24 protein-coding genes and 2 pseudogenes are annotated in these 19,111 nt (G+C 70.8%); 16 read left to right on the plus strand and 10 right to left on the minus strand.

Features of this window, described 5'->3' with window-relative positions; translation table 11 throughout:
- Positions 1 to 2: 2 nt before the first annotated feature.
- From ACWCYO_RS17940 to ACWCYO_RS17950, 3 genes are all read right to left on the minus strand, one after another.
- Complete coding sequence (locus ACWCYO_RS17940) at positions 3 to 812, minus strand: alpha/beta fold hydrolase (protein ID WP_270148447.1); 810 nt, start codon at positions 810 to 812, stop codon at positions 3 to 5.
- 79 nt (positions 813 to 891) lie between these two features.
- On the minus strand, positions 892 to 1,617 hold the full coding sequence (locus tag ACWCYO_RS17945; protein ID WP_449784730.1) for a hypothetical protein: 726 nt from the start codon (positions 1,615 to 1,617) through the stop codon (positions 892 to 894).
- A 48-nt stretch (positions 1,618 to 1,665) separates the two neighbouring features.
- Positions 1,666 to 2,079, minus strand: a complete 414-nt coding sequence (locus ACWCYO_RS17950; protein WP_449784731.1) for an ATP-binding protein — start codon at positions 2,077 to 2,079, stop codon at positions 1,666 to 1,668.
- Between the two features lie 185 nt (positions 2,080 to 2,264).
- Here ACWCYO_RS17950 and ACWCYO_RS17955 point away from each other — a divergent pair, with 185 nt between their 5' ends.
- The 5 genes from ACWCYO_RS17955 to ACWCYO_RS17975 all read left to right on the plus strand — a co-directional run bounded on the left by ACWCYO_RS17955 (position 2,265) and on the right by ACWCYO_RS17975 (position 6,633).
- Positions 2,265 to 3,125 (plus strand): helix-turn-helix domain-containing protein, encoded by an 861-nt coding sequence (locus ACWCYO_RS17955; protein ID WP_449784732.1) that lies wholly within the window; start codon positions 2,265 to 2,267, stop codon positions 3,123 to 3,125.
- The gene (locus tag ACWCYO_RS17960; RefSeq protein ID WP_449784733.1) at positions 3,122 to 3,355 is read left to right on the plus strand and encodes a DUF397 domain-containing protein; all 234 of its coding nucleotides are present in this window, start codon (positions 3,122 to 3,124) and stop codon (positions 3,353 to 3,355) included. The genes ACWCYO_RS17955 and ACWCYO_RS17960 overlap by 4 nt, the downstream gene beginning before the upstream one ends.
- Positions 3,356 to 3,605: 250 nt before the next feature.
- Positions 3,606 to 4,886, plus strand: a complete 1,281-nt coding sequence (locus tag ACWCYO_RS17965; RefSeq protein WP_449784734.1) for an MFS transporter — start codon at positions 3,606 to 3,608, stop codon at positions 4,884 to 4,886.
- A gap of 169 nt (positions 4,887 to 5,055) precedes the next feature.
- Positions 5,056 to 5,466 carry a VOC family protein gene (locus tag ACWCYO_RS17970; RefSeq protein WP_449784735.1) on the plus strand — a complete coding sequence of 137 codons (411 nt, stop codon included), beginning with the start codon at positions 5,056 to 5,058 and terminating at the stop codon, positions 5,464 to 5,466.
- Positions 5,467 to 6,072: 606 nt separating this feature from the next.
- Entirely contained in the window at positions 6,073 to 6,633 is a 561-nt protein-coding gene (locus tag ACWCYO_RS17975) for an HNH endonuclease (RefSeq protein WP_449784736.1), read from the plus strand.
- 147 nt (positions 6,634 to 6,780) lie between these two features.
- On the opposite strand, the gene ACWCYO_RS17980 is transcribed toward ACWCYO_RS17975, so the two are convergent.
- The 3 genes from ACWCYO_RS17980 to ACWCYO_RS17990 form a co-directional block, all read right to left on the minus strand.
- Positions 6,781 to 8,280: an outer membrane protein assembly factor BamB family protein gene (locus ACWCYO_RS17980; protein ID WP_449784737.1), complete on the minus strand. Its 1,500-nt coding sequence runs from the start codon at positions 8,278 to 8,280 to the stop codon at positions 6,781 to 6,783.
- Between the two features lie 854 nt (positions 8,281 to 9,134).
- Entirely contained in the window at positions 9,135 to 9,329 is a 195-nt protein-coding gene (locus ACWCYO_RS17985; RefSeq protein WP_449784738.1) for a DUF1918 domain-containing protein, read from the minus strand.
- Positions 9,330 to 9,485: 156 nt separating this feature from the next.
- Positions 9,486 to 10,163 carry a DUF6215 domain-containing protein gene (locus ACWCYO_RS17990; protein WP_449784739.1) on the minus strand — a complete coding sequence of 226 codons (678 nt, stop codon included), beginning with the start codon at positions 10,161 to 10,163 and terminating at the stop codon, positions 9,486 to 9,488.
- 349 nt (positions 10,164 to 10,512) lie between these two features.
- Here ACWCYO_RS17990 and ACWCYO_RS17995 point away from each other — a divergent pair, with 349 nt between their 5' ends.
- A complete protein-coding gene (locus ACWCYO_RS17995; RefSeq protein WP_449784740.1) occupies positions 10,513 to 11,019 on the plus strand; it encodes a DUF6882 domain-containing protein in 507 nt (168 codons plus the stop codon).
- On the opposite strand, the gene ACWCYO_RS18000 is transcribed toward ACWCYO_RS17995, so the two are convergent.
- The 4 genes and pseudogenes from ACWCYO_RS18000 to ACWCYO_RS18015 all read right to left on the minus strand — a co-directional run bounded on the left by ACWCYO_RS18000 (position 10,914) and on the right by ACWCYO_RS18015 (position 12,726).
- On the minus strand, positions 10,914 to 11,516 hold the full coding sequence (locus tag ACWCYO_RS18000; RefSeq protein WP_449784741.1) for a carotenoid oxygenase family protein: 603 nt from the start codon (positions 11,514 to 11,516) through the stop codon (positions 10,914 to 10,916). The two genes, ACWCYO_RS17995 and ACWCYO_RS18000, sit on opposite strands and share 106 nt — an antisense overlap.
- Positions 11,517 to 11,575: 59 nt before the next feature.
- Positions 11,576 to 11,725, minus strand: a pseudogene (locus ACWCYO_RS18005) (carotenoid oxygenase); the annotation flags it as partial.
- Between the two features lie 29 nt (positions 11,726 to 11,754).
- A pseudogene (locus tag ACWCYO_RS18010) lies at positions 11,755 to 12,129 on the minus strand (carotenoid oxygenase family protein); the annotation flags it as partial.
- 225 nt (positions 12,130 to 12,354) lie between these two features.
- On the minus strand, positions 12,355 to 12,726 hold the full coding sequence (locus ACWCYO_RS18015; RefSeq protein ID WP_449784742.1) for a VOC family protein: 372 nt from the start codon (positions 12,724 to 12,726) through the stop codon (positions 12,355 to 12,357).
- 147 nt (positions 12,727 to 12,873) lie between these two features.
- Here ACWCYO_RS18015 and ACWCYO_RS18020 point away from each other — a divergent pair, with 147 nt between their 5' ends.
- From ACWCYO_RS18020 to ACWCYO_RS18065, 10 genes are all read left to right on the plus strand, one after another.
- Positions 12,874 to 13,191 carry an ArsR/SmtB family transcription factor gene (locus ACWCYO_RS18020; protein ID WP_449784743.1) on the plus strand — a complete coding sequence of 106 codons (318 nt, stop codon included), beginning with the start codon at positions 12,874 to 12,876 and terminating at the stop codon, positions 13,189 to 13,191.
- 446 nt (positions 13,192 to 13,637) lie between these two features.
- The gene (locus ACWCYO_RS18025) at positions 13,638 to 14,291 is read left to right on the plus strand and encodes a hypothetical protein (RefSeq protein ID WP_449784744.1); all 654 of its coding nucleotides are present in this window, start codon (positions 13,638 to 13,640) and stop codon (positions 14,289 to 14,291) included.
- 540 nt (positions 14,292 to 14,831) lie between these two features.
- The gene (locus ACWCYO_RS18030; protein WP_449784745.1) at positions 14,832 to 15,293 is read left to right on the plus strand and encodes a helix-turn-helix domain-containing protein; all 462 of its coding nucleotides are present in this window, start codon (positions 14,832 to 14,834) and stop codon (positions 15,291 to 15,293) included.
- 136 nt (positions 15,294 to 15,429) lie between these two features.
- Entirely contained in the window at positions 15,430 to 15,678 is a 249-nt protein-coding gene (locus tag ACWCYO_RS18035; RefSeq protein ID WP_449784751.1) for a transposase, read from the plus strand.
- Positions 15,679 to 15,749: 71 nt separating this feature from the next.
- Complete coding sequence (locus ACWCYO_RS18040; RefSeq protein ID WP_449784752.1) at positions 15,750 to 16,031, plus strand: zinc ribbon domain-containing protein; 282 nt, start codon at positions 15,750 to 15,752, stop codon at positions 16,029 to 16,031.
- A gap of 225 nt (positions 16,032 to 16,256) precedes the next feature.
- The gene (locus ACWCYO_RS18045; protein ID WP_449784746.1) at positions 16,257 to 16,637 is read left to right on the plus strand and encodes a hypothetical protein; all 381 of its coding nucleotides are present in this window, start codon (positions 16,257 to 16,259) and stop codon (positions 16,635 to 16,637) included.
- Positions 16,638 to 16,810: 173 nt separating this feature from the next.
- Entirely contained in the window at positions 16,811 to 17,167 is a 357-nt protein-coding gene (locus ACWCYO_RS18050) for a DUF6204 family protein (protein WP_270148426.1), read from the plus strand.
- A 75-nt stretch (positions 17,168 to 17,242) separates the two neighbouring features.
- Positions 17,243 to 17,755: a MarR family winged helix-turn-helix transcriptional regulator gene (locus tag ACWCYO_RS18055; protein WP_270148425.1), complete on the plus strand. Its 513-nt coding sequence runs from the start codon at positions 17,243 to 17,245 to the stop codon at positions 17,753 to 17,755.
- Positions 17,756 to 17,861: 106 nt separating this feature from the next.
- Positions 17,862 to 18,584, plus strand: a complete 723-nt coding sequence (locus ACWCYO_RS18060) for a class I SAM-dependent methyltransferase (RefSeq protein ID WP_270148424.1) — start codon at positions 17,862 to 17,864, stop codon at positions 18,582 to 18,584.
- A complete protein-coding gene (locus ACWCYO_RS18065) occupies positions 18,581 to 18,922 on the plus strand; it encodes a sulfurtransferase TusA family protein (RefSeq protein ID WP_449784747.1) in 342 nt (113 codons plus the stop codon). Before ACWCYO_RS18060 ends, ACWCYO_RS18065 begins: the two co-directional genes overlap by 4 nt.
- Positions 18,923 to 19,111: the final 189 nt, after the last annotated feature.

Here is a 19,111-nt window from a genome sequence, read left to right on the forward strand (position 1 = left end):
GTTCACACCAACGCGCGCGGGAGCACCACCCGCACCCACTCCTCCGGCTGCGACAGATGCGGAGCGTGACCGGCGCCCCCGTACACGTGCCGCTCCGCCTTTGGCAGGGCGAGGTCGATCAGGTCCAGCACCTCACCGAACATCGGCACGCTGTCGTCGCTCTGGGTGAGCAGCGCGGGCTCGCTGAACCGGGCCAGCCCGGTGAGGTCGAGGTCCAGCGCGTCCGGGTCGCGCAGCTCGTCCAGGTAGGTCGGAGCGTTGCGGATGTAGGTGTGCCGGACCGGCGCCGGCAGCTGCTCCCAGGCGCCCGGGCCGAAGGCCAGGCTGTCCACGTACAGTTCGGCGGCCGCGGCGGACTCGGCCTGCTCCAGCAGCTCCCGGACGGCGGCGATCCGGTCGGCGAAGGCGGTGCCGATCGGTCGCAGGTCCGGGTCGGTCAGCAGGAGGCCGCTGCCCGGCGGCTCGTGCACCGCGATGCCGCGCAGCAGGTCGGGCCGGGCGGCGGCGAGCCGGAGGGTGATCAGGGCACCGTAGGAGTCCCCGTAGACGAAGGCCGGTGCGAGGCCGAGTCCCTGGATCAGACCGGCCAGGTCGGCCGCGTCCTCGTGCACCGAACCCTGGGTGAGCAGGTCCTCGCTGCGGCTGTGGCCCCGGCGGTCGTACGCGACGGCGGTGGTGGACTCGGCCAGGCCCGGCAGCACCCGCGCCCAGGAGTCCGCGTCGCTCCACGAACCGTGCACCAGGACGACGCCGGGCCCCTCGCCTCGGGCCTCGTAGTGCAGTGAGACCCCGTTCACCCTGATCTCGGCCATCACGAGCCTCCCGAGCTCTGGCGGTGCTCCCCCACCAGCCTGACACAAGCGGTTGGAACGGTCAGATCGGTCGGATCGGTCAGATCAGCGAGTCGAAGAGGTGCGGCTCCCAGTGGCCGAGCCAGGAGGAGGTGGCGGAGGGCCGGTCCAGGCCCTCGGTGGACTCGTCGTACGGGAGGAAGGAGGTGGGCGCGAACCAGCCCTCGCCGGGGTCGATCCGCAGGCGGAGCAGGCGCAGCGGGCGGTGGAGGGCGACGTACGTGCGCAGGTCGCCGGTGGAGGGGTGGTGGTCCTGGTAGCGGTCCTGGACGCAGCGGCAGATGGAGAGGATGTCGGTGTCGGCGAGGAGGAGGTAGCGGCTGCCCGGACCGAGGTTCACGCACAGTCGCCGCCGGGACTTCCTGCGCTCGCCGTAGGGGAGGTTCTGGTGGTTGTCGACGTGGATGCCGGGGCGGCTTCCGGACTCGGGGAGGACGTGGGTGGTGGGCTCGCCGGGCGGGTCCTCGGTGTCACCGAGGGTGACGGGGTACGGGTCGCCGAGGGTGTCGACCATGGCGGCGAGGGTGTCACGGTCGGTGACGGTGGCGGGGAGCTTGAAGAGCTCGATCAGGCCGGTGGCGGGGGTGAAGTAGCCGGGGGCGAAGCGCTCGGCGTAGCCGGCGGGGAGGGGCTCCCAGGAGGCGGGGTCGGGGACGACGGCGCAGGTCTCGTAGTCGGGCTCGAAGTAGAGGCGGCGGACGCGGCCGTAGTCGCATCGGGCCTGCAGGGCGGCGGGGCTGCGGAAGGCGATCGCGGCGGGGTGCATGGGGTGGGGACTCCTTTGTTCGTCGGCTGAATTGGGCGGTGGTGACGCTCAGTTGAGCAGGATGCGGACCCACACGCGCTTGCCCGAGCCCCGGCGGGTGATGACGCCGAAGTCGAGCGCGAGCTCGCGGACCAGCTCGATGCCCCGGCCGCCCTCACGGAAGCGGCGGGGTTCGCGGTCCTGGATCGGGAGGTCGAAGCGCGGGTCCCACACTTCGAGCCGGCAGTCGCCGGTGAACTCCTGGAGGTGGAGCCGGACTTCGCCCTGGCCCTGGCAGGCGTGGACGACGGCGTTGGTGACGAGCTCGGAGGTGATGAGGACGAGGTCGTCGACCTTGTCGCCCCGGTAGCCCCAGGCGCCCAACTGGTCCCGGACGTACCGGCGGGCGGTACGGACCGAGGTGGAGTGGTCGGCGAGGCAGAGCTCGGAGATGCGGAAGGGAGGTGTGCTCAACGCGGACATGGGTGCCCCTTCGCTTCGACACGACGTCAGGTGCGTGTCCGTGCGGTCACGTTGAGTGTGGAGGAGTTGAAATCGAAAACGCAACAGCAATGCTCGAAGAAATTAATTGATCTTGATTCTGGCTTGAGTCGAGGCCGGGAGTCTGGCGAGACTGGGGGTCCAACACCCGGAGGGAGGGACGCCACTTGAGCAAGGACCTGTCCGCGATCAGGCAGATCCGTCTTGGGGAGGAGCTGCGCGCCTGGCGACTGGAGAACAACAGGACGCTCAGCGGGATGACGGCCGGCCTGAAGGGGTGGAGTGCCGGTCGACTCAGCCGAATCGAACGAGGCCTCCAGCCGATCACCGCCGCCGATCTGACCACGCTGCTCGAACACGCCGGGATCACTGGTCCTGAGCGCGAGGACTTCGAGTCCCTTCTTGCCACTGGCCCTCCACAGCAGTGGTGGCGAGACCTGGACTACGCCGAAGCAATCACACCGGCGTTCGCGGAGTACTTGGCTCTCGAAGCCGATGCCTCGGAGATACGGAACTACTTCCCGTCCGCGTTCCCCGGCTTGGTTCAGACCGAGGCCTACGCGAAGGAGATGATCGCAGCGGGCCTCGACTCGCCGAACGAGGAGCGCGTAGAGGCAGGCGCCGAAGTCCGTGTCCTCCGACAGCGGCGGCTGACCGAGGAGCCACGACTCACATTCGAGGCTTACTTCGGCGAGGTCGCCCTACTCGTGGCAGGCGACCAAGGGGTTCTGGCTGGGCAAATCCAGCATGCCATTAAGGCCGCCCAGTATCCCAACGTGACCTTGCAAATGGTGCCGTTGAGTGCCGGTCGGCCTGGCATCCTGTCATCCGGAGTCACCCTGATGCGGTTCCCCGATGACCCAGAAAGTGGCTTCGCCTTCATCGAAGCTGTCGGCGGTATGCTCCCGCGTAGAACCGGCCGAGACGTACGGCGGACCGAGCGGGCCATAGCCCGAGTTCAACGGTGTTCGCTGAGTCCGGAGGAGACCATCGCCGCCCTTGAACGCAAGTTGGAAGAGCTGACGTGAGCCAGAAGCACGACCCCTATGACCACAATCCCGCCATCGCCGAATGGGTCAAGTCCCCCTTCTCCGGGGACGGTAACGGCGACTGCGTGATCATCGCCCGCTTCGACAACGGCGACGTATGGCTCGGCGACGACAAGAACCCCGACCGCCCCCACCTCGCCTTCGACCAGGCCGAATGGACCGCCTTCGTCCAGGCCATCGAAGCCCGCGACCCCCGCTTCACCGCCTAGCCTGATGGTGGCCCTGCTCGACATCACGAGCAGGGCCACCAGCTACCGGGAGGCAGTCATTCCTCCGCCGCCTGCGCTGCACACTCCGAACGATCCGTCAGCGTGCCGGCCTCTCACAGCAAATTCGCATGCGGTCCCGGTCGCACCGGGGTACGGTCCGCCCGTGCTTACAACGCCCCGTGTCTCTTAGCTCGGACACCAGCTTCGACGCCACCCTTGTGTCCTAGAGCTGTTACGGAGCGTAACAACAATGAATGCCCTTCGTGGTTCCGGCTTGCTCCGGAACCGGGACTTCTCGCTGCTACTGAGCAGCCAACTGATATCTGCCATCGGCGACCAGGCCCAGTTCATGGCCTTGCCGCTGGTCGTCCTGGCCCTCACCGGATCGGCCACCCAGGCCGGGTTCGTACTGGGCCTGGGAACCGTCTCCTTCCTCGCGTTCGGGCTGGTCGCGGGGGCACTTGTCGACCGATGGGACCGCAAGACCACCATGTTCTGGTGCGAGGTCGGCCGGACCGTGCTGACCTCCAGCGTCGTTGTCGCGGCGTGGCTGGACCGACTCACGATGCCCCAGCTGTACGCGACGGCCGTGCTCGCCGGGATTCTGGGGACCGTCTTCCAGGTTGCCGGCACCGCGGCCCTGCCGAACGTCGTCGATGCCCCGCAGTTGCCCACAGCCCTCGGCTACCAGCAGTCCGCCGGCAGCGCGGTGAGCATCTTCGGAGCTCCACTCGCCGGTGCGCTCTACGCCGTCGGGCAGGTCGTGCCGTTCGCCGTCAACGCGGTGTCATTCGCCGTGTCTGCAGCCTCGCTGCGCCTGATGCGCGCCCGATTCCAGGTGGAGCGGCACGACGTCGTCCGAACGAGGGCCCGGCTCACCACGGAGATCCGGGAAGGGCTCAGCTGGCTGTGGCGTGAGCCGGTCATCCGCTTTCTCACTCTGGTAACGGCCGCTGACAAGGCCCGCTATGGAGCGGGCTATCTGCTGATCATCGCTCTTGCCCAGCAGCTCGGCTCATCGTCGCTGTGGATCGGTGTCATCTTCAGCGGAGCGGCAGTCGGCGCGGTGGTAGGGGCGTTGGTGTCGGACCGGGCTACGCGTCGGTTCCGACTCGGTCGGATCGCCGTAGTGATGTTGTGGCTGGAGGCGGTGATGTTCCCGCTGTACGCACTGGCCCCCAGCCCGGCACTGCTGGCCGCAGTCGCGGCTGGCGAGTCCCTGGTGGCTCCTGTGTACGCGGTGGCGATGACCACCCACCAGCTGAGCATCACCCCCGACGAGTTGCGAGGCCGCGCGACGAGCACGGTCTCGACGCTCACCACGGGCGCGTTGTCAATCGGCACGCTTGCAGGCGGCGCGCTGATCAGCGCAATCGGCGCCAAGCCGCTGGTCTGGCTCTGCGGAGCATGGCTGCTCGCCCTTGCCCTGTTGACCACGGCGAACCGGGCCGTGCGACAGGCACCGAGGGCGGGCACCATCCCGCGGAAGGAGACCGCCATCGAGACCCGGGCAGCGGGTCTGGCCAGCTAGCGTCTCCGCCGAAGTCCGCTGCTGATCCGCATCTGCGGTACAAACCTGGCCGCCCCTGGTGAACGGGGTCTGGGGGCGAAGCCCCCAGGAACTCTCTGTTCCCGCACCTCAGCGGAGCTGCTCAGGGCCTGTCTCGAAGTCGGGTGTGAGCTTGTGGCAAGATCACGGAATGCTGCGACTCACCGATTTCATTATCGACTGCCCGGACACGATGAAGCTGGCGGCTTTCTACTCCGAGGTGACGGGCCGTCCGATCAAGGAAGGCAGCTCCGAGGACTGGGCTGGCATCCAGTTCGGCGAGATCGAGCTGGCATTCATCCGGGTGGACGACTACCGCGCTCCGCAGTGGCCCGACAGCGAGCACCCCAAGCAGTTCCACCTCGACTTCGAAGTGGACGAGATCGAGTCCGAGCAGCGCCGCGTCCTCGACCTCGGCGCGACGCTAAGGCAGGACTTCATCGGCCCCAACGGCTACGGCTGGCAGGTCTACACCGACCCGGTCGGCCACCCCTTCTGCCTGTGCCGCAACAAGGGCGTCATCTGGACCGACCAGGGCCCGATCTGGCCCAAGCACGACTAACTAGCCTTCCGGGCTACGGCCACCACTGATCGCTCATGGGTGCGAGAGCATCGACGAATCAGCGGTGGCCGTAGGCCAGGGGGACTTCGGGGAGGCCGGGCAAGAGGCCGGCGGCTCGACTCATTCTGAAACGATCAGGTACGACACGAGATCGCTCCAAGTAAGTAAGGACAGCCAGGTGAAGGAGGTATCGATCGGCTGAACTTCGGGCCAGTGTCCAAGGCCCGTCCCCGCGCTCACATGCGTCGTTGGCAACGGCGGGGTGTGAAGCTGAGGGTTCAAGCCCAAGGACCTCTCGGCCATCGAGGCGTCACAGGCGAGGGGAAGGCTGGACGGGCGAACGCGAGTGAACCCCTGACGACGCCCCGTGATTTCAAGACCGCGCGATGGCATGCAAACGGCGGTTACAGGACCCGGTGCTGTGAGGCACCGAGCGACCCTCAGGAAGCTGAGACCTGGGGGGAGGACACCGCTGGTCCCGGGGTAAAGGGGGCGCCCACCCCAGCCGCGTCTTACTGGTGCGGAACGTGGAAACCCCGTCGAGGTCCAGGCGATGAGCCTCGTAGGCCGACCGCAAGGCGAGCTGAACTCCCCGGCGGGAGAAGGATGATCCAAGAAGCGAAGGCCGGCATGTGGCGCCTGACCTGGAACTGGGCCAGGCGAGGCCATCCCAAGAAGTCGAGGTACTGGATTGTGGATCGGTACTTCGGCAGGTTCCACCCGTCCAGGCAGGATCGATGGGTCTTCGGCGACCGCGACAGCGGCGCCTTCCTGCCCAAGTTCGCCTGGACCGGCATCGTCCGTCACCAGCTCGTCAAGGGCAGAGCGTCCCCGGACGACCCGGCCCTGATCGAGTACTGGCAGCACCGCCGCCGCAGGAAGGCGCCACCGCCGATGGACAAGACGAGCCTTGTCCTGGCGGTGCGGCAGCACGGGCTCTGCCCACTCTGCAAGCAAGCGCTGATCGCCGGAGCCGAGTACGAACCAGACAGCCCACGTGAGTGGATCAACTGGTTCGCGGCCTCGAAGAAGATGCTCCACAAGCATCACTTCACCTACCGACGACACGGCGGCTCGGACGAACGGAACAACCTTCGCCTCGTGCACTCCGAATGCCACCGCCAGCACCACGCAGGCGATGGCAAACGGACCACATCAACCTGCTGACCTGCGAAGCCCATGTGGCTTGCTTGAGCCGGATGCCGGGACGACTGGCACGTCCGGTTCTCAGGGGGCCGGGTCACGGCAACGTGATCCGGCTACCCGACTAAGAGCATTCCGGCCCTGCCCGCGCCTCGCGGGCAGGGCCGGTCCTCAGCTCATCCCCCGGACCGGCGGCTCGTCCCGCGTCCCGTCCTCCGCCACGACCGTGAACCGTTCCCGGCCCGCCGCCGACAGGTCCACCGGGTACAGCGACGCCGTGTCGTTGACGTCCAGTTCACGGCTCTGCCGACCGGTCGCCGCGTCGACCCGGGTCAGCCTGTCCCGCGTCATCGCCCACACCGACGTCCCGTCCACCAGCACACCCGTCACCTGGTCGTCCAGGCTGGCCGTCCACTTCTTGCTGCCGTCCGCCAGGGAGTACGCGACCAGCCGTCCGGTGGCCGTTCGGCCCGGGTGGGTGCCACCACTGATGGTGACGTCGCCGGGCTTCTCGCCGGGGACGATGAACAGGTCATCGACCACCACCCCGCCGAACAGCGGCCGGGCGGTGAACTCGTCGAAGGCGTGCACCCCGCCGAGCATCACGTCCAGGTCGTACTCGTCGCCGGAGACCGGTATCGAGGCACGCTGCTTCCCGGACCGGTCGTAGCTGAGCACCGCGTGGGTGCCGCGCTCGGCCTGGGCGTCCACCCAGACCGCGAGCGGATCGACCGACACCACCATCAGATTCCTGAGCCCGCCCTCGGCCGGAACGGCGACCCGCGTCCGCCCCTGCCCGTCCCCGGGCGTCAGCGAGCGCAGCACCGCCGCCCCGTCACCGCACTGCGCGGCCGTCACCACCTCCTGCTCGCCGCCCGCTACCTCCAGCGGCGTGCATCCGGCGTCGGGCGCGCTGCGCCACAGCTCCCGGCCGTCCGTCAGCCGTACCGCCCGCCAGCCGTCCGTGCCCTGCAGCACGGCCTGGGTGTCGGCCACCGCGACGAGGTCCGAATCCGCGCTGTCCCCGTCCCGGGCGGGGGCGTTCACGGTGGCGGTCCAGCCCTCCTTGCCGTCCGCGAGGTCCAGCGAGGTCACCGCCGCGCAGGGCTTGCCGTGCGGGGAGTGCCCGACCAGGCCGATGCCGCCCGCGCCGATCCCCCGGCTCATGGTGCACAGGGAGTCCTCGCCCGGCGGCGTCCACTGCCAGGCGACCGACCCGCTGCCGCTGCGGTAGGCCACCACCCGGTCGGGCCGCACTCGCACCACCAGGCTCCCGCTGGTCCAGCTGCCGATCGCGCGGACGGTGGACGGGTGGTCCGGCGGGGCCTTCCAGGAGTCGTTGAGGCCGTCCCCGGCGAAGCAGAGGAAGATGACCAGCCCCAGCACGGTGCCGACGGCCGCCGAGGGGAGTCCGCGCCGGGGGTGGATCAGCGCCCAGACGAAGCCGGCACCGCAGGGCAGCAGCCCGAGGATGCTGATGGCGCCCATGAAGGCGAGGCTGTCGCCGCCGAACCCGTTCGCCGGGCCGAACAGCACCGCGAGGCCCAGGCTCGCGAACATCGCCCCCAGCACGCCGCCCGAGATCACCATCCAGGTGTTCTTGCTCATGGCGAACCTGGCGCGCCACCTCGTACGCACCCGGACGACACCGTCCTCGGGCCGCTCGGCCATGCCCGTATCTCCCCTGCGAAGCGCCGCCCCCGCAGTAGGGCGACGATCAACGGATCGTCGCAGAGCAGAGCAAGATCCTAAACAAAGAGCAGGGAAAACCCCGTCCTCTCCTGCACATGGGAGGCCCTGACCGGCCCCGTCATTACGGAATCGCGGCCTCACCCGCCCTGACGGCAGCCGCCGCCACACCTGTCCGACCAGCACCTCCGGGGCCAGCGCACCGTCGACCACCAGGTCGCACTCCGCCCGCAGCGGCTCGACATGGCGCTCATGAGCGGCCCGCCGGTGCTCGACGTAGTTCCGCAGCAGCATCCCCGGCGGGAAGCCGCCCCGCGACGCACTTGCGCTCGATCTTGCGGGCCAGCCGCAGATCCGCCGGCAGGTCGACGAAGACGTCGAACGTGCACAGGGCCGTCGCGAGGCGACCCGGCGGGCGAACGGCCCGTCCACGACCACCACCCCGCCCTGCCCGAGCGCCGCATCGACGTCCTCGGCGAGGCGCCCTCCGTCCACTGACCGCAGATCCCCACATCCAGCCGCACCACCCCGGCCTCGTCCGGCGCCCCCACCCCGCCCTGCGCCGGCTCGGCGAAGTAGTAGTCGTCCCCGTGCAGCATTCGTAGCCGACCCGGCCCGGCGACCGCCACCAGCGCCGCGGCCGGCGTCGTCTTGGCCGCCCCGGCCCGCCGGTCGGCGTCATCAGCACGTCCGCCCCTCCTCCGGTCGGCGTCACCGACACCATGCCTCCACGTTCCGCCCTCCCCTACCGAACCACCGCCCCCGCAACGGGTGCACGGTGCGCCGGGTTCGATCCCGGCGCGCCGCGCACCCGCCCTCAGGCCTCAACGCCGCGGCTACTCCCCGACCTTCCGATGGTCGACGACGGCATCGGGTCCGGGGCTCATGATCGTCTCGTGACCGTTCTCCGCCCGAACGCGGTAGGGCGGGCCGCCCTTCGGCCCGAGGACCTCGACGATCTCCACCACATGATCCTGCTGGCCGACGACCCTGCCGTGAACGACCAGACGGTCTCCCACGCTTGCGTACACACGCGCCTCCTCCGTGTCCTGCTCCGACGATCCGGGCGGACCGACGCCGCCCCGACCGCGGCTTACCCGATCACCGGGCGCGGAAGTCCGCTGACGACCGAGTCCACCCGTTCGAGTGAGTCCAACCACCGAGCCGAACGGGACTCGACCCACCGCTCAGCCCGTCGAAGCTCCGCCCGGGTTCGTGCCGCCCGCGTTGGCCCCGCCCGCCCAGCCCTGCAGACCCGGCAGCACCGCCTCGGCGACCCGGTAGAGGGCGGCGTCGTCGATCGGCTGGGAGTCCTTGCGCCAGATGCTGACCTCGAAGGTGCCACCGGTCCCGTCCGGGTTCTTCGCGACGACGAGGGAGTGCGCGGCCGAGCCGGAACCCGCGGTGGACTTCCCCCCACCCAACGGGATCGAGAACGACATCGTCGGCGACTGGTAGACCAGCGCCTTGTGACCGAGCACGGGCGTGCGCGTGAGCCTCGGGTCGCCGGGCAGGGCGAAGTCCTCCACGTCGACGTCCCGGCTGTCGGCGAGCTGGACGTACAGCTCGCTGAACTGCACCTCCGCCGCGCCGTAGTTGTCCTTCGTCATCCCCGGCCCGAGGGCCGCCGACAGCCCGGGCTGGGCGATCAGCACCCGCTCCTTGGGCAGGCCCACGAGCACCGGCAGATCGGAGCGGTTGAGCGCGGCGCACAGCGCGGGGTACTTCGGCGAATCCTTCTCCGTCGCCGGACTGCACTTCGCCGACCCCTCACCGTTGTGGTTGCCGTCAGTCCCGGCCAAGGCCCAGAGCCCGGCGAACAGCGCCCCCACCAGCACCACCGCCGCGGCCACCTGAAGTCCCACCCGCGGCCCGGCTCCCCCGCTCCCGGGCTCGGCAGCCGCCTCGGCGTCGGTCGCTCCGGCGCCGGTCTCCACAATTCCCCCACGATCATCAGTCACCGGCGGACCCTATCCCGGCCGGCGATCTCCCACACCTTCATTTCCCAGCCGCCCAAGGCGATCACCCAACGCTTCGACAGCCAGCCAGCCTTTGTTGGCATTGCACACCCCCGACATCGCCGCCCTCCTCCCCGAACCGGCCCGCCTCACCGCCGCCCAGGCCCACGGCCTCGCCGCCACGGCGGACCTGCGCGGCCGGTGAACGTCGGCGCCGCCGCAAGCCGCCGAGATCGACCCTGGCACACTTCGCCCCATGAACAGCACCACCCCCCGGCCCGACCTGGCCGCCCTGCTCCTCCAGGGCGAGCAGATGATCGGCCAACTCGCCGAGGCCCACACCACCTGGGGCCTCGGCACCGCCGACCGCTGGGGCCTCGACCAGCGCACCGGTCTGATCACCTGGACCCTCCCCGACCGCACCGCCTCCGCCCCCGCCCAGATCCTCGGAACGTGGAGCCCCAACTCGGCCTCCTGGCTCTGGGCCTGGGCCAACCGCAGCATCCTGCCCGAGCTGAGCCGCGACGCCGGCCGCGTCCGCGACTGGGCCGAGGCCCACGGCCACACCGCGCTCGCCGAGCCACAGCTCGAGGCGGACGAGGAGCGGGCCGCCACCCTCGCCGCCCTCGCCCTCCGCATCACCAGGGCCACCGGCTTCTACCGCGCCCCCGGCGCCACCTCGACCACCTTCATCACCTTCGGCCCGGTCACCCTCACCGCCCAGGACGGCAGCACCTCGACCTTCACCATCGAGATCGGCTGACACCCAGCCCCCTCGGATCCGCGCGCGCAGGAAGTCGGCCCCACCGACTTCCCACGCAGCACCAGCGGGCTCCGCCCCCGGCACCCGATGCCCGCACAGCCCCAGCGGGACGACCCGCGCCGGCAGGTGCACCCGGGCGACCGGCCCGCCCCGACCGCCCCGTCCCGCCCGAACTCGTGCGCCTCGACCGTCCCCCGCTCGAAGGCGTGCTTGAGCAGGGCGTTGCTGAAGCCCTCGTCCGGGCGGTCGTCGTCCGAACCGGTGGGCGGCGCGTAGAGTTCGACGGCGGCGGCGTAACCGTAGCGGTAAGGGCGGCCGGTGAAGCGGGAGTTGAGACGCGGGAACTCCTGGATCCGGTCGTCCAGCCGCTCCTCCTTCGCCATCCCGGCGGCCAGATCGACGGTCCAGCGGTCGAGGGTGGGCCGACTCGCGCCGATGTCCCGCAGGTCCACGCCCGCCGGGTGCCGGACGACGTCGACGACCAGCGTGTCGGGCATCGCTCATAGGCGTTGAGCGTGCGCCCGACCAGGTGCGGCGCGAGTTCGAACCACCGCACCTGGCCGCCCTCGCTCGGCATCACCCCGACCCGGGCGGCACGCCGCTCGTCCCAGATGAAGGGCACTCCGGTGGCCAGGTGCGCCGCGCTGAACACCAGGGGGGTGTCGTACAGCACCACCAACCGCTCGGTGGGCGCGAAGAAGTGCATGTGTCCGGCTCATAGCCGAGTTCGTACAGGCGGCCGCCCTCGATGAGCGCGTAGGTGCGCCCGGCGAGGCCCGCGACCCGCACGTTCGGGGAGATGTCGAGCCGTTCGTCGACGGGCCCGCGGCGCCGGGGTCCGCCGAGCCGGTCGGCGACGGCGCCGGAGCGGACCCAGCGGTTGCGGTACCACTCGGCGCGCCCGTCCCGGATCCGGACGCCGTGCACCATGCCGGCGCCGAGCGTCCACAGTTGCGCGGCCGGGTTCTCGATGCCCAGCGGGTTGGGGCCGTTGCGCAGGTAGCGGCCGTCGAGGTGGGCGGGGATGCGTCCGGTGACGGGCAGGTCGTAGGCGGTGACCTCCTCGGTCACCGGGGCGAAGTTCCCGGACAGGTACCGGTTGCGACTCATGGGTCGGCGTCTCGTCGGGGGTGGGCGTCACGGCGCCGAACGACCGTGCCAGGGCGGCCATCAGCGCCTCGTAGCGCGGCCCGGCCTCGTAGCGCGGCCCGGCTTCGGCGGCCGGTCCCGAGTGGCCGGCGGGCGGTGAGGCGGACGGCGACACTTCACGCTCTCTGACGATTCGCCAGGTCGTATTCCAAAAAGGGTGTTGGAGCAACCGGCCAGCAGTACCCCTCAGCCCGCGAACACAGGACGGTCCTTCGCGAACTCGACGTACTCGAACACCGCCCCGCCCGGATGCCGGGCGGTCGCGTTGCGGCCGGTCGGCACCTGGTTGGGGCCGTCCAGCAGCTCCCCGCCCTGGAGCCGCAGCAGCTCCGCGAGGCCGTCCAGGTCGTCGACCAGCAGGGTTGCCTGTACCCGGCGGAAGGGCGCCAGCGCCTCCTCCGTACCCGCGACGACCAGCAGCCCGCCGATCCGCGCGACCTCCACCCCGGCGTACGGGAAGCGCAGCCCCGCTTCCTCACCGGTGAGTTCGCGCAGCGTGGGCAGAGTCGCCTCCAAGTCGTCCACGTACACCCGGGCCAGCGTCGCCAGCACCTTCATCCTCCGACCTCCGATTCCGCACGGCCGGCCCCGGCGGCCACGGCCAGCTCAAGATCAATTCGGCTTTCCCGAACTGACGAAACGAGATACTAGACTGCCCAGCGAGCCCACCACCAGAGCCGACCACCCGCCCACCCGAGGACCCCGATGCGGACCCTGCCCCAGCCCCACCCCGAGGACTTCGACCTCGCCACCGTCCTGCACGCCCTCGGCGACCCGGTCCGCCTCGAACTCGTCCGCCGCCTCGCCGAGGAGGGCGAGACCACCTGCAGCCCCGAGGGCCTCACCGTCCCGCGCTCGACCCTCTCCAACCACTGGCGGCTACTCCGCGAGGCCGGCGTGGTCGCCGTCCGCACCAGCGGCAAGGCCCGCCTGGTCACCCTCCGCCGCAGCGAGCTCGACGCCCGCCTCCCCGGCCTGCTCGGCGCCGTCCTGGACGAGCTGTCCGCCGACCGCAACGAATGACCGATCCCCTTGCCTGGTCCGGCAGAGCGCCGACATCAACGCGCTGACCACGGACTTCACCCTCGCCGCGCTGGGCGCCGGGACGGCGCCGCCGGCGACGGGCGCGGTCTGCACCCGGCTGCCGGCCCGGGCCTAGCGGGCGGGGCGGAACGGCGGCCGGCGGCCCGAACCGGTCCGCCACCGCCCCGCCGACATCACTCCGCCGGCATCCCACCCGCCTGCGCGACCGGTTCGCGACTGATCGGACATCACTCTCGCGTTCTCCGTGGCGGATCGTTCCATCCTCCGCCCCCTTCCATGCCGACCCTGCCGATCGGCAGGTCCACCCTGCGAACTCGGTGATCGCTTTATGCCGATCGGCACATGTGTGGAGGGGGTGTCAGCGATCAGTCTTGGAGTCACCGAGACGGCGGCCACCGGGGCCGCCGGAGAAGGGAGACTCCACCATGTTCCGCACCGCCCGCATGGCCCGCAGCGCCCGTAGCACCCGCACCGCCATGGCCGCCGCCCTCGCGGCCCTCGCCCTCACGACCCTCGCCGCCACTGCCCCGGCCGGCGCGACCCCCTCCGCCGAGACCGCCACGACCACCGCGACCGCCACGACCGCCACGACCGCCCGGGTCAACGGATCCGCCCGGATCCACTACGCCCTCAACCCCACCGACGAGATGTGGTTCACCATCGACGCCGAGGGCGCGCCCTACACCCACCCCGTCCCCGGCGTCCCCACGGGTCTCCCCACCGACGCCCGGGGCACCGTCCACTTCTCCCACCGGGTGGCCAAGAGCGGCGACGTCCGTCAGGCCGATGCCACCGTCGACTGCCTCGCCACCGGCGGCCCCGTCGCCACCCTGACCGCCGTGATCACCAAGTCGGATGCCATGCCGGTCGGCCAGCGAATAGGCCTGAGCATCTACGACGCCCACGGCCACGGCAAGGACCGCCTCGGCTTCTCCTGGGGCGTGGGCAACATGGACCTGGACCAGGACGGCAGCCCCTACCAGCCCGTCGTCGGCACCTGCATGGCCCTGGCCCCCTTCGCCCCGGTCACCAGCGGCAACTTCACCGTCCACCCCGTCGAGCTGTCCGAAGCCCCCTGACCGAAGCCCGGACACAGCCACCGGCCCGAACCCACGAGGCGAACCATGCCCCCCACACACCAGCCCAGCACCCATCCGGACCCCACCCCCCAGGTCGACTCCTCCCTCACCGACACCGGGTGGAACCGATTCGCCCCACGGAGTCCCGGAACTGATTCGACGTCACACATGTGTTCTCCCACACGGCCCATTCCGCACCCGCCCGACCCACCGACCTCGGAGACCACATGCCCGTCACCAAGACCGCCGCCCTCGCCCTCGCCGGACTGCTCCTCGCCACCACACCCACGCCCCGCCCTGGCCGACAGCGGAAGGCCGACCAGCGGACCCGACCGAGCCGCCGGTCGAGGGCCCGGGCGATCAGGACGTCGAGAACAACGCCCTGATCGTCCAGCGCTTCGGCATCGAGACCTTCGACGAGGTCGTCCAACGCACCCTGCGGCCCACCGGCAGCAGCCCGGACTCCTGGCCCAAGCGATTCTGAACCCTGCCGTGACGTGCAGGTTTGCGCCGTCCCGCAATGTCAGTTCCGCCCGATAGGTGGAACAGCATGCAGATCAGGTACCGGTACCGCAGGCAGAGTTGACGACAAGTCAGCGCGAGCGCGCCGCCCGCGCGTTCGGGTGCGCCCGCGTCGCCTACAACGACGGGCTGAGGCTGTGCCTGGAAGCCGATGAACGCGGGGAGAAGATCCCGAGCACGGCGGCACTGTCCAAGCTGGTCGTCACCGACGGCAAGAAGAAGCCGGGCCGGGCATGGCTCGGCGAGGTCTCGGCGGTGGCACTCCAGCAGTCCGTTCGGGACCTGGGACAGGCGTGGTCAAACCACTTCGCCTCACGCAAGGGCACCCGCAGGGGGCCGAAGATCGAACAGCCGTCATTCAAGTCGAAGAAGGACCACCGCGACGCGATCCGCTTCACCGCGACGCCCGATTCAAGATCACGCCCAGCGGGCGCCTGCGACTACCCGGCACCGGGGAAGTCAAGGTCCGCTGGTCCCTGAGCTGCCGTCCGACCCCACCTCGATCACCCTGATCCGCACCCCGGCAGGACGGTTCTTCGTCTCCTTCGTCACCGAGACCGAACCCGCCGCCGACCTGCTGCCGCCCACCACCGGCGAGATCGGCATCGGCCTCGGACTGAACCGGTTCGCGGTCCTCTCAGACGGCAGCCACATCGAGAACCCACGCTTCCTGCGCGCAGCACAGAAGATCGCCAAGGAACAGCGCCGCCTGGCGCGCAAGGAGAAAGGCAGCAACAACCGGGACAAGCAGCGCCTCAAGGTCGCCCGCGCCCGCGCGGACCTGGCCAACGCCCGCCGCGACTTCCACCACCAGTGGTCCCACAGGCTCACGAGCGTAACCAAGCCGTGTACGCCGAGACCCTGAACATCCGTGGACTCGCCAGAGGCCGACTCGCCAAGTCCGTCCACGACGCCGGATGGTCCACCTTCCTGGGCATGCTCCACTACAAGGCCGCCCGCCCCGGACGCGCCTTCATCCAGATCCCGCGCGACTTCCCGTCCTCCCGACGGTGCGCCGGCTGCGGCCCTCACGACGGCCCCAAGCCCCTGCGGGTCCGCCGCTGGACCTGCCCCAACTGCGACACTGCGCAAGACCGGGACTGGAACGCCGCCCGCAACGTCAGACAGGAAGGGCGACGCACAGCCGCCCTCACCTCACCGATCAAGCAGCATCCACCGACGGACTGTCGGCCCTCTCCGGGTAACCGAGAGAGGTAAACGCCTGCGGATCGCGAGAAGACCACTGGTCGGTCATCAGAGGCACGCGAGCAACCCCCAGCGACGGGGAGGAACCAGGAACCGACCGCCACGCCCCCGCGCAGCGTTGCCGCGCGAAGCGTGGCAGGGAGTCCCCGGCATTCATGCCGGGGAGTTCGGAAGTCAATTCCCCGACGATTTCAACACCCCGACCGACGTCTCCGAACAGGTGGCAACCCTGAGTCGATGGTCTCCACCCCGGCCGACCTGGACCGCTTCCTGCGCGCCGTCTTCGACGGTGAGCTCCTGCCCCCGCAGCAGTTGCACGACCTGTTCACCCTGCCGCGCGGCGCCTCCGGGCGGCTACTTCCCTACCACGACTCCGGTGACTGCCAGTTGGGGCCGAACAAAGGCAAGGCCTGCTACAGCGTCGGACTGCTGGCCATCCCGCTGCAGGACGTCACGACGGTCTGGGGCAAGACCGGGCACGACCTCGGCTACTCCGACGGGTTCTTCGCCACCGCGGACCTGCGCAAGCGCCTGGTCTACTCCGTCGGCAGCACCGGCGGCACCCCGTCCCCGGCCCTCCGCCTGGCCGCCACCACCTTCGGGCCCTTCGCCCGCTGAGACCGGCTGCCGAGACCAACCCCAACCCCATGCGCCCAGCGCCCGCCCGCCGACCCCGCACCAACGGCCGGGCGCGCCGCCCCCTTCCCGCCCCGCCACAGCCCGCCCCGTCCCCGCCCCCACCCGCGAAATCGCATTGGCGGTCCACCGCCCCTCCTGCCTATCGTCTGCACATGACCACCCGAACCTTCCGCATCATGGTGCGCGGCGTCTTCGACGCCCTCACCGACGAGCAGCGCGCCGAACTCCTCGCCGCCGCACCCGAGCACGACGTCCTGCACGCCGCCTTCACCCGCGAGGGCCACCTCAGCTACGACCTCAACGCCCGCGCCGCCTTCACCTTCCGCTTCCTCGACGAGGGCGAGGAGGAAGAGGACATCCTGGAGGCCACCGACCGAGCCGAGCAGGCCGCGCGGTCCTGGCTGACCGACCGCGGCTACGGCTACAAGAACCTCCGCTCCCAGGCCGAGGATCTCTCCCAGGCGCCCCTGGGCAAGCGGCAGCGCCGCGCCGCCAACGCCACCAGCTGACCGCCGCCCCTCCCCCTCAGCCACCTCCTTGACGGCTCCGCCCATGCATATACTTGAGTAGTCAAGGAGGTGGCAATGACAGACCCGACAAACCGCCCCGTACCCGACCCCAGCCCCACGAGCGACCCCCGCCCCGACCCGCTCGACACCGCCCTGCGCCTGGTCCGCGCCCAGACCGCCGTGGTCAAGCGCTTCGACGCGAGCCTCAGCGGCCTGCACGGCGTGAGCCTGTCCGACTTCACCCTGCTGCTGCACCTCGCCCAGGCCCCCGGCGGCCGAATGCGCCGGGTCGACCTCGCCGAGGCCCTCGGCCTCACCGCCTCCGGCGTCACGCGCGGCCTCGCCCCGCTGGAGCGAATCGGCCTGGTGACCCGCGAGGCCGCCGCCCGCGACGCCCGGGTCGCCTACGCCGCCCTCACCCCGACCGGCCGCGAACGACTCGCCGAGATGCTGCACACCGCCCGGCAGGTCGCCGCCGACCACTTCGCCCCCGAGCAGTGGGGCAGCGAGGACCTCACCCAGCTGTCCGCCCTGCTCACCCGCCTCGGCGGCACCGCCCCCGAACACCGCCGCATCCCGAGGCCCTGACCTGGCCCCCACCCACCCCCGCCCAGCCCCACGTCCTAGGCTGAACACGCACCACCGGAGCCACTCACACCATCCGCACCACGGCACACCCCGCGAAGGCATCACCATGACCCGCACTCCCGGCCCGACGCCCAGCACGTCGCCCCGCCGGGAACCCCTTCGGGAACCCCGCCGGGAGCCCGCTCTCGCCGACACCCAACGCGCGCACTGGCAGCAGACCTACCGGACCACCCCCGGGATGTACGGCGAGCAGCCGTCCGCCCCCGCGCGGTACGCCGCCCAGGCCTTCGCCACCGCCGCCGCCCGCGAGGTGCTCGAACTCGGCGCCGGCCACGGCCGCGACGCGCTCCACTTCGCCCGCGCGGGCTTCACCGTACTGGCCACCGACTTCAGCCCGACCGGCCTGGAACAACTGCGCACCGCCGCCGACGAACAGGGCCTGACCGAGCGGGTCCGCACCGTCGTGCACGACGTCCGCGACCCGCTGCCCCTCCCCGACGCCTCCGTCGACGCGGTCTTCGCCCACATGCTGCTCTGCATGGCGCTGAGCACCGAGGAGGTCGAGTCGCTGATCGCCGAGGTCCGGCGCGTCCTGCGCCCGGGCGGCATCTTCGTCTACACCGTCCGCCACACCGGCGACGCCCACTACGGCGACGGCACCGGCCACGGGGACGACATCCGGGAACACGGCGGCTTCGCCGTCCACTTCTTCCCCCGCGAGCTGGTGGACCGGCTCGCCGAGGGCTGGCACCTCGCCGCCGTCCACCCGTTCGAGGAGGGCGAACTGCCCCGCCGCCTCTGGCGCATCACCCAGGAGACCCCCCGATGACCGCCCCCGACAGCACCGGCAGCACGAGCAGCACCGACGGCGCCGCCCCCGACCTCACCGTCGACGGAACCGGCCTGCTCTGTGTCCAACTCCTGCTCCGCCTGCGCGCGCAGATCGCCCACCTCCCGGCCGGCGCGGTGGTCCACATCCACACCACCGACCCCGCCGCCCCGCTCGACCTGCCCGCCTGGTGCCACCTGACCGGCCACGAGTACCTCGGCCCGGTCCCGTCCCCGGCACCGGACCGCGAGGTGTACGCCCTGCGCCTCACCTCGACCCCCGTCCAGACCCGCCCCGGCCGCCCCTGGCACACCGCCCCCGGAACCACCACCACCTGAGCCCCTCACGGCGGTACCCCCCCCAGCCGTCGTGGGCGCGCGGGCAACGCCTCGCACCCCCACGCCCACCTCCCTCCCCCCAACCACCACCCGCCCAGGCGAGAGGGACGCGCTGCGGGAGGGGCGGTGGAGGGGGTGGCCCGGAGAGGGGCGTTGCGGGTGATTTTCAGACTGCCAACGGTCTCAACA

It is taken from the genome of Kitasatospora sp. NPDC001683, assembly GCF_053596495.1.